Annotated in this window: 14 protein-coding genes; 1 reads left to right on the top strand and 13 read right to left on the bottom strand. The window is 53.5% G+C overall.

Annotated features, from left to right (window positions below; genetic code table 11):
- Positions 1–72 precede the first annotated feature (72 nt).
- On the top strand, positions 73–5,055 hold the full coding sequence (locus tag RB297_RS27825) for a CBM96 family carbohydrate-binding protein (RefSeq protein ID WP_375121917.1): 4,983 nt from the start codon (positions 73–75) through the stop codon (positions 5,053–5,055).
- A gap of 289 nt (positions 5,056–5,344) precedes the next feature.
- On the opposite strand, the gene RB297_RS27830 is transcribed toward RB297_RS27825, so the two are convergent.
- From RB297_RS27830 to RB297_RS27890, 13 genes are all read right to left on the bottom strand, one after another.
- Positions 5,345–5,611, bottom strand: a complete 267-nt coding sequence (locus RB297_RS27830) for a hypothetical protein (protein WP_015737345.1) — start codon at positions 5,609–5,611, stop codon at positions 5,345–5,347.
- 206 nt (positions 5,612–5,817) lie between these two features.
- Positions 5,818–6,603, bottom strand: a complete 786-nt coding sequence (locus RB297_RS27835) for a glycoside hydrolase family 73 protein (protein WP_375121918.1) — start codon at positions 6,601–6,603, stop codon at positions 5,818–5,820.
- Positions 6,590–7,042, bottom strand: a complete 453-nt coding sequence (locus RB297_RS27840) for a phage holin family protein (protein ID WP_375121919.1) — start codon at positions 7,040–7,042, stop codon at positions 6,590–6,592. Before RB297_RS27840 ends, RB297_RS27835 begins: the two co-directional genes overlap by 14 nt.
- Positions 7,043–8,144: 1,102 nt before the next feature.
- A complete protein-coding gene (locus RB297_RS27845) occupies positions 8,145–8,285 on the bottom strand; it encodes an XkdX family protein (RefSeq protein ID WP_375121920.1) in 141 nt (46 codons plus the stop codon).
- Entirely contained in the window at positions 8,266–8,658 is a 393-nt protein-coding gene (locus RB297_RS27850; protein WP_375121921.1) for a hypothetical protein, read from the bottom strand. The genes RB297_RS27845 and RB297_RS27850 overlap by 20 nt, the downstream gene beginning before the upstream one ends.
- Before the next feature lie 15 nt (positions 8,659–8,673).
- Positions 8,674–9,957 carry a tail fiber protein gene (locus RB297_RS27855; RefSeq protein ID WP_375121922.1) on the bottom strand — a complete coding sequence of 428 codons (1,284 nt, stop codon included), beginning with the start codon at positions 9,955–9,957 and terminating at the stop codon, positions 8,674–8,676.
- A gap of 1 nt (position 9,958) precedes the next feature.
- On the bottom strand, positions 9,959–10,525 hold the full coding sequence (locus RB297_RS27860; RefSeq protein WP_375121923.1) for a YmfQ family protein: 567 nt from the start codon (positions 10,523–10,525) through the stop codon (positions 9,959–9,961).
- The gene (locus RB297_RS27865; RefSeq protein WP_375121924.1) at positions 10,518–11,672 is read right to left on the bottom strand and encodes a baseplate J/gp47 family protein; all 1,155 of its coding nucleotides are present in this window, start codon (positions 11,670–11,672) and stop codon (positions 10,518–10,520) included. The genes RB297_RS27860 and RB297_RS27865 overlap by 8 nt, the downstream gene beginning before the upstream one ends.
- The gene (locus tag RB297_RS27870; protein WP_096776596.1) at positions 11,672–12,130 is read right to left on the bottom strand and encodes a DUF2634 domain-containing protein; all 459 of its coding nucleotides are present in this window, start codon (positions 12,128–12,130) and stop codon (positions 11,672–11,674) included. The genes RB297_RS27865 and RB297_RS27870 overlap by 1 nt, the downstream gene beginning before the upstream one ends.
- On the bottom strand, positions 12,123–12,512 hold the full coding sequence (locus tag RB297_RS27875; protein WP_375121925.1) for a hypothetical protein: 390 nt from the start codon (positions 12,510–12,512) through the stop codon (positions 12,123–12,125). The genes RB297_RS27870 and RB297_RS27875 overlap by 8 nt, the downstream gene beginning before the upstream one ends.
- Positions 12,505–13,482: an XkdQ/YqbQ family protein gene (locus tag RB297_RS27880; protein WP_277747013.1), complete on the bottom strand. Its 978-nt coding sequence runs from the start codon at positions 13,480–13,482 to the stop codon at positions 12,505–12,507. The genes RB297_RS27875 and RB297_RS27880 overlap by 8 nt, the downstream gene beginning before the upstream one ends.
- Positions 13,479–14,123 carry a LysM peptidoglycan-binding domain-containing protein gene (locus RB297_RS27885; RefSeq protein ID WP_375121926.1) on the bottom strand — a complete coding sequence of 215 codons (645 nt, stop codon included), beginning with the start codon at positions 14,121–14,123 and terminating at the stop codon, positions 13,479–13,481. The genes RB297_RS27880 and RB297_RS27885 overlap by 4 nt, the downstream gene beginning before the upstream one ends.
- Positions 14,124–14,189: 66 nt before the next feature.
- Positions 14,190–15,962: a hypothetical protein gene (locus RB297_RS27890; protein WP_375121927.1), complete on the bottom strand. Its 1,773-nt coding sequence runs from the start codon at positions 15,960–15,962 to the stop codon at positions 14,190–14,192.
- Between the last annotated feature and the right edge of the window lie 16 nt (positions 15,963–15,978).

The following is a 15,978-nucleotide window of genomic DNA, read 5'->3' on the forward strand; positions in this document are numbered from 1 at the left end:
ACAGTCCAGCGCCTGCTTCCGGGCGTTCTTAAACACGCTTCAACTACCAATCGAAAAGCGAGGGATGAAACGTTGAAGAAGAAACTTTACCGGTTCTCATGCCTAGTCCTCTGCCTGCTCATAACCATGAGCGTCATGGCATCCCCAGGGCAGCTTCCTGTTATATTTGCACAATCTGTTGCAGAATTCGATCTTGCGGCAGAATCTGTTGCCTCAGCTTCCGATCCCCTACCGGAGCCAGAAGGTCCGGATGTTCTATTCTTCTCCGATAACTTCGATTCCGAGCGATATGGCACCACCGGAGGAGTCGTCGTTCCCCTGCCCTGGGTTCAAACCGGGGAAGGCGGAAGCAAAGCCAAGACCTCCGTATCCGGCAGCGCGCCGTCCACGCCGAACCTCATGAAAATCGACGTGACCGATTCCGTCTATCTGCCCGTCAATACGACGGGTTACGGCAACATCAAGCTGAGTTATTATACGAGAGCTTCTTCTTATGTCAGCGGAAGCATCGTGGCAGAGTGGTCCGGCGACGAAGGCGCGACCTGGAGCCTGCTGGAGGATTTCAAGCTGGCCCCGGGAACTCCTGAAGCGCCGCGCAGCGAATCCAACACGTTAAAAACCTGGACGCTGCCGTCGGAAGCGAACAGCAATCCGAACGTGCGAATCCAGTTCCGGGTAGGTGATCCGATGAACGCCAATATGTATATCGACAGCGTCTCGCTGTCCGGTCAGGCCATCCCGGGCGTTCCGCCTGCGATCGATCCCGTGCCTGAACCCCCGCCGGCCGAAACCGGCCCATACCCTGCTCCGGAAGGCGTAACCCTCTATGAGGACGTTTTGATCGGCAAAGCCGGCGACCGGGACCTCTATACGTCCATCGCCGTTCCGAGCACTCCCCCGGCCGAGCCCATGCCGGTCATGATCTACATTCACGGCGGAGGCTGGAACAAGGGCGACCGCAAAAACGCATTGGGCAGCATCTGCAACTATGTCCTTAAACGCGGGTATATCGGCGTTTCCTTAAGCTACCGTCTAACTCCCGAAGCGCCTTACCCAGCCCAAATTCAAGACGTGAAGCTGGCCATCCGTTATTTGCGGGCCCACGCCGAGCAATACCACATCGATCCGAGTCGAATCGGCGTCTGGGGCACTTCGGCGGGAGGGCATCTCGCTTCCCTGCTCGGAACGACGGGAGACCTGACCTTGGAGGATACGGTTACGCTGGATACCGGGGATTCGGTGCATCTTCCCGATATCGAAGGCGCCGGCGGCTGGCCGGAATACTCCACCAAGGTGCAGGCCGTGGTGGACTGGTACGGACCTGCCGATTTCACGACCGATTTTGCCGACCGGTACAGTTCGGTCACGAAGCTGCTCGGCGGGCATAACGCCCTGTCCGTCCCGATTGAAGCACGGCTTGCCATGCCCGGAACGTACGCCACTCCCGATGATCCGCCGTTCTGGATTCGGCATGGAGACGCGGACGCCACCATCCCTTATACCGACAGCGTCACCTTCGCCAATCAATTGACGGCAGCCGGTGTTCCTGTGGTCGATTTCGAAATCGTTCCCGGCCAAGGCCACGGCTTTACCGGAGAAGCCAAAACAACCGCGGAAGCGGAAGCTTGGGCCTTCATGGAGCAGCACGTAAAGAATCTGGAGGTCACGACGCCGATTCTCTACAAAGATGGCTACACGCCTCCTGATCCGACGGATCCGACGGATCCGACCGATCCCACCGATCCAACCGACCCAACCGATCCTTCACCGGGCATTCCCGTTGAGATCGGCCGTTTGGAGCCCTCGGACGATGCCTTGATCGACAGCTCCAAACCGGACGCCAATATCAATTCCGCTACAGGCACAAGCGTCGGTTTGTTTAGCGTTTCATCCGGTACAACCAACAAAAGGTATGTCTATTTCAAATTCGATGCTTCCACCCTGAGCGATCCCGATTACCGGTACGAATTCCAGGTCGCCGCGAAAAAAGGCACCAGCAACACGGATCTTGAGCTCTCCCTCTACGGGATCGAGGATACAGCCTGGAGCGAAAGCCAACTGACTTGGAACAATGCACCCGTGAACGTTCTCGATCCAAATGCTTATATCGGATCGTTTACCGTACAGGCCGAGAATGGCGGCCGGCCGGAGGTATACAGCGTCGATGTGACGGACTATGTCCGCAGTCACCTCACAGATGGCAGCATATCGTTTCTCCTGGCGGATGCGGCCCATACCGGTGTCAGCGTCAATATCTATACCAAGGAAGCCAACGGCTCCAGCAATCCGAGACCTGCCATGGTCGTGAGCGAATGGGTGGATTCCAGTCAGGATACGACGCCGCCGTCCTGGCCGGACGGAAGCCGCCTGTCCATCGGCAGCATTGGCGAAGATTATGTGCTTTTGTCATGGCCGACGGCGGAAGACAACAAGATCGTCGCGAAGTACAACGTTTATCAAAACGGCGTCAAAGTCATGGAGCTGGGCTCCGACATCACCCGCCATGAAGCGGAGGGACTATCACCGCACACGGAGTACAGCTATAAGGTCGAGGCCGTGGATGCGGCCGGAAACGTCAGTCCGGTTCCGCTGACGCTCCAGGTTACGACGCTTAGCGCTACCTTAGCCCCTTGGCCTGTGGCCTCGGTCACGGCAAGCGGCAGCGACGGCAACATCGAGGATAATACCCTGGACCAGAATCTACACACCCGCTGGTCTGCCGCCGGCGACGGTCCGTGGATCATGTACGATCTCGGCGAGGCCCGGGACATCGGTTATCTGGGTATCGCCTTCTATAAAGGGGACGCTCGCGCTACGGAGATCGATATCGAAGCCTCCGATGACGGCGTGACCTGGTCTTCCCTCTTCAACGGTTCGAGCAGCGGAACCACCACCGCAATGCAGGCTTTTGACGTTCCAGATACGAACGCCCGCTACGTGAGGCTGACCGGGCGCGGAAATTCGGACGGCAGTGCCTATACGAGCCTAACGGAAGTTCATATCTATCCGCCTTTCGCTAACGGGGATACGCCCGTGGCGATCATTCCGGATTTTGTGCCGCAGCCGCCGGAGGGTACCGTTCCTTTTACCGCCCCAGGCATGAAGAATGCGGACGGCAGCGACCATCCGGTGCATCAGGCTTTTGCTGCTACCGGAAGGACGCTGAACGTGGTCGATTACGGGGCTGATCCTGCAGACAATGCAACGGACGATCGACCGGCGATCCAACGAGCGATGGATGAAGCGCTCCCGGGCGACGAGGTGTTTTTCCCGAATGGGGTTTACAACTTAAACAGCACGCCCGATGGACTGACCAATCTGATGCTGAAATCCGAGGTCAATTTTCGCGGGGAAAGCCAGAACGGCGCGATTCTAAAGACCTCGCTGAACAAGGTCCGCAACAGCACGATGCTGAGATCCGCCAAACAGCATGACCTGACCATCTCCAACCTGACGCTGACATCTGCCTGGGATGGCCAGTACACGACGGATCACAGAATCAACAACCCGGATGCCGGAGGCCCCGACATGATGATCATTGCCGCCAATTATGGCGAGGCGCCATCGTACAACATCACGATCGACGGCGTGACGATCGAGAAATTCAGCCGCATGGGCGTTCGCATCGAGAACAGCCATGACATCGTCGTCCGCAACACGACGTTCCGAAATGCCACGGACCTCGGTCCGGGCGGTGCCGGGTACGGCGTATCCATTCAGGGCGTGCCGAAGGTCGACCGCAACGGGTTTGCCAACGATACCAGGTGGAATCTGGTCGAGAATTCCTCCTTCGAGGGGCCTTACCTGAGACACGGCGCACTCATTCAATATGTGGCCCATAACAATGTGATCCGGCACAGCGAATTCCAACAGGTCCGGCTGGATGCGATTGATCTGCACGGGGAGCTGGAGTATTTTAACGAGATCCACGATAACCTGATCACCGACATGCCGTATGGCGGCGGCATCGGCATCGGGAATACCGGGGGGACCGCCCCGACCAATCACAGCAAATCCGGCCCGCAAAACTATATCCACGACAACACGATCCGCAATGCCCGGGAAGGCATTGTCGTATCGATGGGCTCGCCGGATACCATCATCGAGAACAACCGGATCGAGAATACCGTCGATATTCCTAACGCGGCAGGCATCAATATTTTGAACGGGCCGGGCACGATCATCAAAGGCAACACGATCCGTCAGAACACCGCCGAGCATTATTGGGGCATCCTGCTCGAGCACGACAACGGGGACACCAACGCGGGCGGCATCGGAGCCGGAGACCCGGAGAACGTGCAGATTCTGGACAACGTCATCACCGGCAACAGCAACGGAATTCAGCTCCAGGCAGGCAAGAATATCAAGCTAAGCGGCAATACGCTGGACAATATCGGGGAGAACTTCACGGCGGCACCTGACGTCACGTATACCGATCTCACCGTGGGCCTGGAGTACAGCACGACGGCCCCAACGAATGGGGACGTTGTAGCAACCTTGGTGTCGGAGAGTCCGATTACCGTTACGAATAACGGCGGATCTCCAACTTACATGTTTACGGAGAACGGTTCGTTTACCTTCGAATATGCGGATGAGGAGGGCAACGAAGGCACCCTAACGGCAAGCGTGTCGAACATCGATAAAATCGCCCCGGTGCTTACGGTTAAGCTCTCGCCTTCCGTATTGAAGGCGCCGAATCGCAAAATGGTCGATATTCGCGCTAGCCTCGAATTCAGCGATGAAGGCTCGGGCGTTGCGTCCATCGTGCTAACCTCCATCACCATTGAGAGTGCAGGCGGCAAGGGGCAGAACGGAGATATCCAGGAGATTTCGATTGAGAAAGGTAAGGACGCGAGTAACAGCGAAAGCAAAGGCAAGGGAGGTGATCAAGGACCGGATGTTCAGGATGCCGAATTCGGTACCCATGACACTCATTTCCGGCTGCGAGCGGAGAAATCGGCACGCGGTCAAAGCCGAATCTACACGGTGACCTATACCGTTACGGATCATGCGGGGAATCAAGCAGATGCGGTGGGGACGGTGAGGGTGAAGTGACGTAAGGTATAATACGTGAAAAATGTAATGGGGAGGCACGTTAATCTGCCTTTTACGTTGAGAAATTAGTTGGTTTCCCAGTTGGTTAAACATATTGACTGATAAATATTACATTATGGCAACCCGGAGTAGAAAAATCATCGAAAGCTGCATCGCTGCTTTATTTTAGTCGCCGCTAGGCGACTTTTCTTTTTTCAGGCTATTCATGCTTGGTTAAACATATAGACCGATAAATATTACATATAAGCGGTAATTTATATCGCGCCTACCGCCAATGCGCCAGCTCCTTCTACAACGGGGCAATAATCCAGCGAATATGCCGGGCGGGGATCGTATTCTGCACAAAAGTCAGCAGTCCCAGCGTGACGGAATCACCGAAGCGGTCCTTCTGACCGTCGGCGTAGACATAATTTCCGTTCACACCGCTAGTCAAGGGAATGGTACGGATATACAATGCCTTTGATTCCATGTAAGCATGAATATCCCCATCGAATTCCTCCACACCCGGATAAGCCTTCTCCCCTTCTACATGCGTTAACAGATACTTTGCCATCATGATGGTTCTCCTTCTGGTTTATATGATCAGGGATTTTCCCTGTAAAACCCGTGCCAAATAAAAAGGCCGCCTATTGGCGACCAAGCGGTTTCTTATTTTTTTCCATATACTTCAAGTTCAAGGGAAGCTGTATCCAAAGTCATTCAAAAGAATAAACCCCTGCCATGTTAATTAGATGGAATCGTCTCTTACAGAAAACTCAGATTTCACTTACTCTCTTTATGGATAATCCCCAGACGATAAAGCACGGTCATGATCCGGTAAAAATCGAAGCTGCCCTCAGGGTCATGAAGTACTCCTGCCTGTTTTGCAGCTTGTACCGCCGGTTCCGCCCAAGACGGAACCTTCGCAGGCTTCTCTGTCTCCGCCGCCTTAAGCCTGCCATTCATCTGCTTGATGGCATTCTCCTGCTCGGTTAGCAGTTTCAGTGCCGAAGCATACTGCTCGTTAAGCTGCCGAACCTGGTCCTGCGTTTTTTGCAGTTCTGCCGTTAATTGTTCGATTTTCATGCGTTCCTCCTCCTCCGGACTAGGCACATCATATTGATGGAGCGAATGCTGCTCTATGATGGAAATGAGCTTTTTGGGATAATTGGGGTCTGTGGCATAGCCGCCTCTCCAAATCTCCGTTGCCGCCGTTTTATAATTCGCCCATAACACGCCATGGTAGCGCTGCGGCTTGTCACGCGTACCGTTCAGGATCAGCCGGGTATGATCGGCAACCGATTCATGCCAATGGTTGTATTTTCGAAATGAAGCTTGGGTCGTATAGGGCGTCTGTCCCCGATATTCCGTTGTCTGCATGGTCACGCTGCCCGCTGGGCCGGTTCCTTTGATGCCGAACAGATTGTTCGCCTTTTGCGTCAGGCCGCTCGTTCCCCAGTTGGATTCCAGGATTGCCTGGGCAAGCGTAAGCGAAGCGGGTACCCCGTACTGACGCATGTCCTGAGCAGCTATGGGTGCCAGCTTGGCTATAAATTCAGAGGGCTTCATCCTTTTTCTCCTCCTCTCGTGCGGTTGGCTTATCCCCTTCTTCGGATTTGATCTGGAATACCTGTACCACATTACGCAGGGACTGGGGGATCGGTACCCCCATTCTTCCCACGTTCTCAATAATAGACAGCAGCTCATTCGCGAGATAGAAGAAGATTACCGTATTCTGAAAATAATTCATCTCTCCCAGCACCCGGTCCACCAGATGCATCAGGGCGATGATGAGAAAAATGGTCATTTTGCGTGCAATTCCAGTATAACCCATACGGCTGCGCAGCTCGCCGTTCATCCAGGCCGCGCCCCACCCGGTCAACCAATCGATCACCACGAACCACAACAGCAGATGCAGCGGCAGCGACCATCCGCCCCAGACGTACCCTGTCACGGCCCCCGTCCCCGCCACCAGCATCTTAAAAAACTGACCGATGTGCTCATACATAATTCTTCCTCCTCGCAGAGTATTTCTTTTGAGAGCTTTTCTGAATCAGTATCCAGCCCCAGAGGGAGCTGCAGTACACCATTGAAATTCCCAGCAAATTGATCTATGGAAATTGAAAAGGGACTGGACTTTCCGGCATGCCTCTGGACAATGGGACCTAGGGTCCATTCGGGGAAATTCTTATTTCTTCTGTAGCGCTGTCAACTTTCAAAATCTGTGTTTCTCCGGTACTCGTTTGTGCTTCTTATTTCCTTCGGCAAACCATGCCCTTTCTAACAGAATCGGGCAGCTCATAGATCGAAGCGTGTTCTCATATGCGAGGGTGATTGATATGGATTGCGCCGGAGGCATCCCGGAGAGTCTGTAATCCACACTGGGCTTGAAGCGACTTTGGTCTATAGCTGGCATTCCGCCATGATCGCGATATCGTAAACTAAGATCCGGAACTAACTATTGGTTATAGGGAGTCTGATTAGAAATGTTAAAAACTTTACGGGGTTAGTAATCTCAATTATAGTAATGGCCGTTATTTTGGGTATCGTATAGGGAATGGTTATCGTTGATGATGACATTACGAGCCAGGGCGACGGTTACTAGGCGTTGCTTTTTGTGTATGATCTTAACAATAGATCATATCTTGCCTGCTTGACCGCCTCTAATAAGGATTTTAACCGAACAGCATACAGCAACCACCGCTATCAGTCTCCGATCAATCAATTCAAAAAGCATATTGCGTTCCATATTCATTAATCTCCTGTTCTTTCAATTCATCTATGCACTTGTGTGCTTGTTTTGCGGATTCTTCGACTCGAGTCAAACGTTTTGTCAACCCGTCCATTCGCTTTCCTTGAATATGAACATCCACTTTAATATCATCAATACCGCGCTTGATGTAAGATACATCTGTGTGTAATGATGCATCAGCTGTAGCTTCTCTCGATACCTCATCTTTGAATGATTTTGTCTTCCCATGCCAACCCAGCAGAGTGCCGCTATAGCTGCTGTTACAGGACTGCCCATTCCACCCTTCTCCCCCGACTCTCTGAGCATTAAAAGAGCCCCCGGACCACCGAGGGGCATAAAAAAAACGCCTTGCGGCGCATTAGGCTACATATTTGATTCCGGTGATTTGTTTATATTCTTCTGGCGTGATCATCTTGGCCACTACAAACGTCTTCAGGTTTTCGTATGTGTACGCCTGGTGACCGTTATCATAATACCGTTTAATTGTTGGATACCACATTTTTTATACTTCCTCCTTTTAACTCTGTTATTTCAAATAGTAGTGTTCCAATAGTATCTTCCAGAGATGTTATCATAGCCTTGTCACTAGCGTTCTCTAACAAGAGTGTTCCGATCGTTGCGTTCATTTCATCGATCTGGTCATCCTTTCTTAACTTCCTGAATTGTTCACTTATATCCTCATATTCATCTGGGAATGTATCACCTATCTTCAAATCCAGAAAGGTATCGATCGCGATCACCTTGGCCTCATTCATATCTATGCCCATGACGGATGAGTCCTTACCATGCACATTGTCCGACCCTATCTCCGCCACGTCCCGGATCACACCTACGACCTGGGACTTTCTGTTAATAACGTATGCTGTAGCCATTCATCTTACCCCCTCTTATTCGAAGATTCTCCCACCACTATCCGAAGCATATTTGGTCGTGGCGGAGAAGTTACTCATACTGGATACCATTGCGATACCCGCACTTGCCGTAATGCCCCTTGCATTGCCCGACCCAGTTATGGAGCTTATCCGCACCACAGCGGAGGAAAATACATAGAAAGCCTCGCCCTGATTGGAGATTGTACACCAGTTGACTGTCCCACGACATGCCCCCCCGAGCCATACGGCGCCGACAGTACTACTGGTTGTCTTGTGTATTTCATAGAGGTAGATGTTACATGGGGCCTGGCAGTTGATAACCCCACCAGAACTGTCTAGTCTGAGATGCGAGATGCTAACCTGACAGCTCGTCTCACCATCTATGTTTATGTTCCCTCGTGCGGATATCTTGCCGTTGGTATTACCTGAGATCTCGATACCGCCACCTTTGAAGTCCCTGATCTCTATGTTACCATTCTCGACATGGTTGGCGGCCACTATGATCTTACGGCGGGTGGCATTTAACTTCGGCATGGCATTTATGGCCGATTGGATGGTTGGATAGACACTCGGTACGTGATAGTTGATCTCAGTAGGATCGTCACTTATGTTCTGGAGTTTCCCAATGTTCACCCATGGGGTCCAATTGCCGTTCATCTGTGATCGTCTGTATGTCTTATTATTGTCGTTGAAATTGTATGCGATTTGCGTCCTCCACGTTGTGGGTCCTGAACTGTGGGACATCACTTGGTAGAAGTACCACTCATTCGTCGGTGCATTGGTAAGACCGAAACCATCATAGAACCCCGTGTCGTAGATTAGGTTTAAGTCGCCGCTGACTATATGTTTGGCAGATCGATATCCAGCCGACCACCCTGCTAAGGCCGAATTTTGCTTGGTATAATTCTCTGCATAAGTTTTCGCATTCGTCTCCGCAGCGTTAGCCTTCGACTGCGCTCCTGCCGGAGTTTCTGCCGCGTTCGCTTTAGTCTGAGCAGCAGCTGCTGCTGTTATGCCTTCACTTCCCCGATCATAAGCCGCCTTCACCGCTTTCTCCGTAGCCGCCACATTCTCCCGCGTACCATTCGTGGCACTGGATAGCTGCACAATACCCTTCTCTGTCAACGAAGCTTCCGGAATATCCACATCGATATTTCCGAGATCCTCCCGGACCTGCCCCACAGCCTCATCAACCTTATCCCAATTTTCATTCAGCATCGTCTCGATGTTAAAGGTTTCATTGCCATCCACCATAGGGTCTTTCTTTAACAGTCCTAAATTCGGTGTGTTACTGGACAACTCAAACACCTCCTGCAAATTTGTTTAACGGCGTCTGCCCCAGCTCGCCCAAAGTCATCACGGCATGTATATCGCGTATGAGCAAGTAGTTGAACGCATACGCCACCGCCAGATGCGCCGGCTTGATCTCCTCGATCGCAGCCTTCAGATCCTCCAGATTCGGCGGGATGCCGAGCGTATCCACGAATTTAACCGTAAAGCCCCATTCCTCGGGTTGAAAAGATACCTCGACCGTGCCGCCGTCGTAAGCCTCCGCCACATTTTTCACGAGCGCTCCTGAGAAGGTTCCCGCTCCGCGCAGCTTAGACTCCAACACCGCTCGCCTCTGCTCGATCGGCTTGTTTCGGTCGGTGGGAATGCCAAGCTCCATCTCCCAGCGCTCCAGGCCCCAGGTTGCTGTACGGACAAAGAACTGGTCTGCGGCTGAGTTCAGCGCCTGGTAGAGTGCATCCAGTTCGCTGCCCTTGGCATCCATATCGGATTGCATGACGCGGGAAGTCTCGTAATAGGCCGGAAGATAAGAAAACAGCTCGCGACCGCGCAAGCTGTTCATTCGGACATTATTCACTTACGCTCACCGTCCCGAGCACCGCGACCTGACCGGAGCCAATTTCAATGTTTTGCTGCTCGGTATGGCCGTTAATCGTCAAATCCGAGTAGTCGACGATAATCGGGATATCCAGCAGTACGGCTGCAATACGAGTGTATCTTACCAATGGATCTTTCCTATTAAAAGCAATCTGCTGTAAATACGTCCGAACGCCATCCTCGATCAGCTTCCGAATTTCGTCCATCGTCGAAGGCTGCTCCTGCGTACGCTGCACTTTAACGGAGATATCAATCGGAACTTCCGCCGCTGGCATCACGGTAATAACGGGACCCGCCGGGGCTACGCCTTCTCCCTGTCCATCCTGCGACGGGTCAATGTGCTGCTGAACGGCATCCACGATATCCGCGCTTGCCGCACGCTTGTCCGTATCCAGTAGATACAGCCCAACGGTGCCGGGCCCTTTCCACATCGGCGCCACTTCCACGCCGCCAACGCCGGCAATCTCATTGGCCCACTGCATGTACTGCGCTTTGTTGCCGCTCGTTCCCTGACTTCGGACTTTCGCGTAAAAACGCTCCAGAAGCGACTGATCGCTTTCGGTATCCGTCCCGCTACGCGTCGGTTCCGGGTTCGTAACCGATGTTACGCCGCTGACCGACGTCATCATAAGCTGAATGACGCCTGCAGGAACATTGCCGCTGCTGCCCGGCATGACAGCTCGGATTGGCGCCGAACCGGTACCCAAATCACTCAGCATAACGCCTGATGTTGTCACATACTCCACGGAGGATTCCCCGGAGCCCTCATCGGCTGGCGTAGCGACATAGGTTCCGGCAGGCACGGTCGTCCCCGGCTTCCCCGTAAACACAACGCTGCCGGACGATGCGACCGCTTCCCGCCGAGTAATCCCATGCTCTGCCGTCCTCAGATCGAGTTCGGCAGACCGGATATCCGGATGATCGCTAGCAGCAGTACTCGCAAAGCCACGACGCAGCAGCTCCTGCGCCCACAAGGCAGCCTCAGACAGCATAAAGGCAACCGGCGCCTGCGCATCCCAAATAAAAGAGCCCTCCGACTTGTCGATGTCCGAAGGCACTTTGTTCAGCATGCGGTTCATAATGTTCTCTTCCGTCTGATCCAACAAATACAACGGCAAATCTGCCATCAGATCACCACGCTTTCTATGATTTCCGTCTCATCCCGGACGCTCGTAATACGGCAGCTGAAACGGCAGGCTTCTCCTTCCCAGGTAAAAAGAAATTGATCCACGCTCTCCGTCCGCGCGTCCGCCAGCAGCGCCTCGGTTACCATGCGCTGAATTTCGCTCTCTTGCAGAGATCGGTCGTAGCCTTTGCCGACCAGCTCCTCAAGCTCGCTGCCGTAATCGGGCGTATAGATCAAATGGCGGTAACGCGGCGTACGGATCGCTTTTTCGCACCAGATGACCCAGGCTTCCTTCTCATCTGCAACCGGAATCTTCCGGGTGGGAGTCATCACGAACTCGCCGGCTTCAAAATCATACCGCCAGCTCCGTCCAAAAACGGCTCCTTCACCCTCCAGTACCTCCGGATCCGTGGCATCCGTCCAAACCATATCCTCGTTTTCGGGAAACAAATTAGCCACCGCTGCTCACCACCTTGCATACAACCACCACGTCATTGCCGCTGTTGACCCGAACGGCCAGGACGCGGTCCCCCGGTTTCAAGCCTTTTCCTAGCTCAAAAAGGGTATCCTCGACTTCATTTTCTTCCACATCAAATGTCATTTCCTGCTGCTGTCCTCCCAAAGTGGCGGTACCAGCAGCCGTATAACGGGGCAAGAACAGCATTCCTGGCAGCTCCGCCACCATATAGTCCTGCAGCTCATGCTTGAAATCATCCAGCTTAAGTCCCGTCGAGGTTATCGTGCCGAGCACGGCCCCTACGCCGCCCATGGCTTGACGGGTTTGCTTGTTCAATGAGGCATATAGGGAGGACGCCAATTGTCCATAGGGGTCTTTATTCAAGGTAAAACCTCCTTTTTACATCGTCATAACTCCCCAGCTCCAGCATCATGCTCCCGGGGTTTCCCAGCTCACGGCTGACGGAAATCACGAGCAGCTTCATCGAGCCCAGCATGACTGCATCTCCGGCGCGAATCGTATTAACATCAGGTGCATTCAGGGAGATCGTCTCCCGGATCCCCCTCAGTTTGCTCCGGGCCAGCTGGCGGGCAGCCGCAGGCGACTTCACTTCATCATCCTGAATGATCGCTTGGAGTTGGCCGTATTTGGCGATATCCTTCTCCTCGATGGCCATGACCTTGGAAGGAACCTCTTGCCCGGTCTCGCTGGCGGCTGTCGCCAGCACCTTGACCTTGGTCGCCGCGCCCTCCAAAGTCCGCGATTGCGTGGTATCCGTGATAGCCTCCAAGATGTAGACTTCTTTGTTCGTTCCCAACTCGTACAGCTCAAGCCCTGAAGAGATCATCCGCGGATGATACAGCTTGCCGCCGGCTTTGGCCGTCTCCCGCAAATCAGCGAACATGCTGGCATAAATCGACTGCGTCCGATAAACGGAACGCCCCAGCTGCTTCTCGGTATCGGGCAAAACGGCTATTTTCAGGTTCCAGTCCGCCGCATACTTTTTGAACCGCTGGGTGGCGGTCTGCTTCGCCGGAAACAGATATTCATCCTCCGACTTGTCGAGGTATACCGTCCGATCGTACAGCGTGAGGGTCATCCGCTTCACCCCATTGTTGGAGGTTTCCACTTCCCACACGACAGCCGGGTGCAGCAGGGGGACATAATCCTTCTTACCATACGGAATTCCGCTGATCCGGATCGCCATTCCCGGCGAAATCGGCGGCATATCCGGCGTGACAACCAGATTGACGGTTCCCTGGTAAGCGACTTGTTCAAGCGAATCCCGTAGGTTGATAGCTTCCACCAACGGAGACAGATCGTATTGATCCTGCAAAATCACTTTGTAACTCATGACAGCACCAGCTTCTGCCCGGGCTTGATGGCGTTCGGATCTTTACCGATCGTCTTCTGATTCAGCTTGTAGATCTGGTTCCATTTCGAGCTGTCCCCGAGCTCCAGCTTGGCGATTTTGGAGAGTGAGTCCCCTGACTTCACGGTGTACGTCTTGTTCTTTTCCTTCATGTCGGCCCGGGGCTTTTTATTTGTTCCAGATGCCCCGCTGCCGCCTGCGGTTTTGGCCACCTTCATGTCGCTCCATGTCCGGAGCGTGATGTCAAAATATACGTCTCCAACCTCCCCGCCCCGGAACGTGGACTGGTGGGAAGCGACGTACACCGGCACATTCACCGCCGTCTTGGTAATGACAAACTGCAGCGGCGTTTTATATGCCAGAAACTCGTTAAGTTTATTCATCGCGGTTTGCGGTTTAATATGATCTCTCTCATGGCCTTTACAAAAAGCTGCATCATACTCTTGCGGGAAAAAGGAAGAGAACGATATCTCTTTAATCCGATTCCCTTGCGGAAAATCAAACTCTCCATAGTTGAGAATCGTGGCCGTTTCCAGTCCCTTTTGCCTTGAAATGGTTACCTCTTCCGGATTAACCGGGAATCGGAATGTCATGCCTTTGCCGTTCTTCAAAATAAACTCCACCTTGGGGCCCTCCTTTCTGTATGGATGCCTTCGGACCGACTTCATAATTGCCGTTAACCATTATCTTCAATAGGCCATCGGAGTCGGCTTCCGGTTCTGGGCTGCTTTGCTGAATTCGGCTCTCAGCCGCTGCCCGATCAGAAGAATCAATCCTTCTACATCGATCGGGTGCTCCTCATGCACCGTTACCTGCACCGCGCCTGAAGGTAGATTGTAATTCACGGTTGTCTCCGTTTTGAAATCCATCAGCAGGCCGGATATCGTGCTCATCTGCTCCGGGCTGATCTGAACGGATTGCGGGGACGTCGGCTTCCCTGCAAAAGCTTGGTTTTGCGCTGCACTCGCAGGTGGACCCAAAATACTCATGCTTGTAGCATGGCTAGGCGGCACATACGGGCCGTATGTCGGGTTCAATGCTGGATTCGGCAGCAGCGGCTTGCTGAAATCAGCCGGCGCTGGTTTCGGAATAATGGGAGCCGGAAGGGCAGCGGCACTCGAAGGGGGTTCCTTCGGTTGAGCAGCTTCCTTGTCTTTTTTCCCGAAGGAAAACGTTTTGGAGAACCATTTCGACACCGTCTCCTTAGCCTCGTTGAATTTATCACCGATACCGGTAATGGCGCCGCCCACCTTCTCGCCAATAAAGCTTCCTACGGTGCCGCCGAGCGTTGAGCCGATCATCGTACCTGCAACTGGAATCACGGAGCCAACGATGCCGCCGATCGTGCTTCCGATGCCGCCGCCGACGGTAGAGCCTATCGCTTGGTTTCGTTCCTTCCCAGGCTTAGCGGTAGCGATTGCGGTCGCATCGGCTATATAACTTAATGGGCCAAGGGCGCGTTTGCCAAGCCCCTTCATTAAGCCGGAGCCTAGGCCGCTTTTGCCGGCATTTTTCACTGCATTTGCTCCAGTGCTACCGTCAGCTGCCTGTTTTACTGCATCTGATCCTGCACCCGTCTTGGCAACGCTCGCCGCGCCTCCGGATACGATGCCGCTGGAAGCGCCGCCGCCAAACATTCCTTTTGTGATACCCACGGCATCCTTGAGTAATTGCACAGCTCCCTTCCCCGTGTTGCCTAAAGTTTCTATAAAATCTCCCGCTGTTTCCGCTTTGTTAAACGCCTTGCCCCACTTCGTTAGAGGCTTATTGGCTGGTTCCGACTTGGGAGCAGCCGTCGTGCTTTGATTGGAGTTGGATCCACGGCCGCCTCCCCTTCTGACCCCATTGGGCCTAGGCGCCGTCCTGGGGGCAGGTTCAGGGCCCGGTTTATCTTTACCCCATGCTTCGCGCATCTTTGTTCCTTTTCCATATAGTTGGCCCCCATTTTTCATGGTGGCGCCTACGGTGATAACACCGCCTAAAATGCCTAGAGCAGTATCCCATCCCGATTTTTTACCGCTCCCGCCGCCTCCAAGCTGAAGCGATCCAAGCGCATCCGTAAGCTTATCCACCGCAATCGTATTCGCATTCAGCGCAGCGATCATCGGAGAAAAATCAAGCCCTGCCGCTCGCAAATCCACCTGAACACTCGCCTCGATCTGCTTCTGCACGCTCAGGTTTAGATTCGTATCAATCTGCTTCTGCACATTCAGCTTCACATTCGCCGAGGCTTGGATGACTTGCGACTTCACCCGCTGCATTTTGGCGAGCAGGTTGTCCAGCCCCTTCGAGGCGCTGTCCTTCAGCACGATTTCAGGCGCCATGCGGGTACGTCCGATACGCATGACGCGTCCTTGGATCCGCTCAAAATAACGCTCCATCGCCCGCAGCTCGCGGTTGGCCTTGATCACGTTTTTCGGATCGATGACCAGATTCATGCGGTAGTTCATGGCTTCAGCCATTTCGTTTCACCTCCTG

Source organism: Paenibacillus sp. CR_12 (assembly GCF_041953985.1).
Lineage (GTDB): Bacteria > Bacillota > Bacilli > Paenibacillales > Paenibacillaceae > Paenibacillus_AQ > Paenibacillus_AQ lautus_A.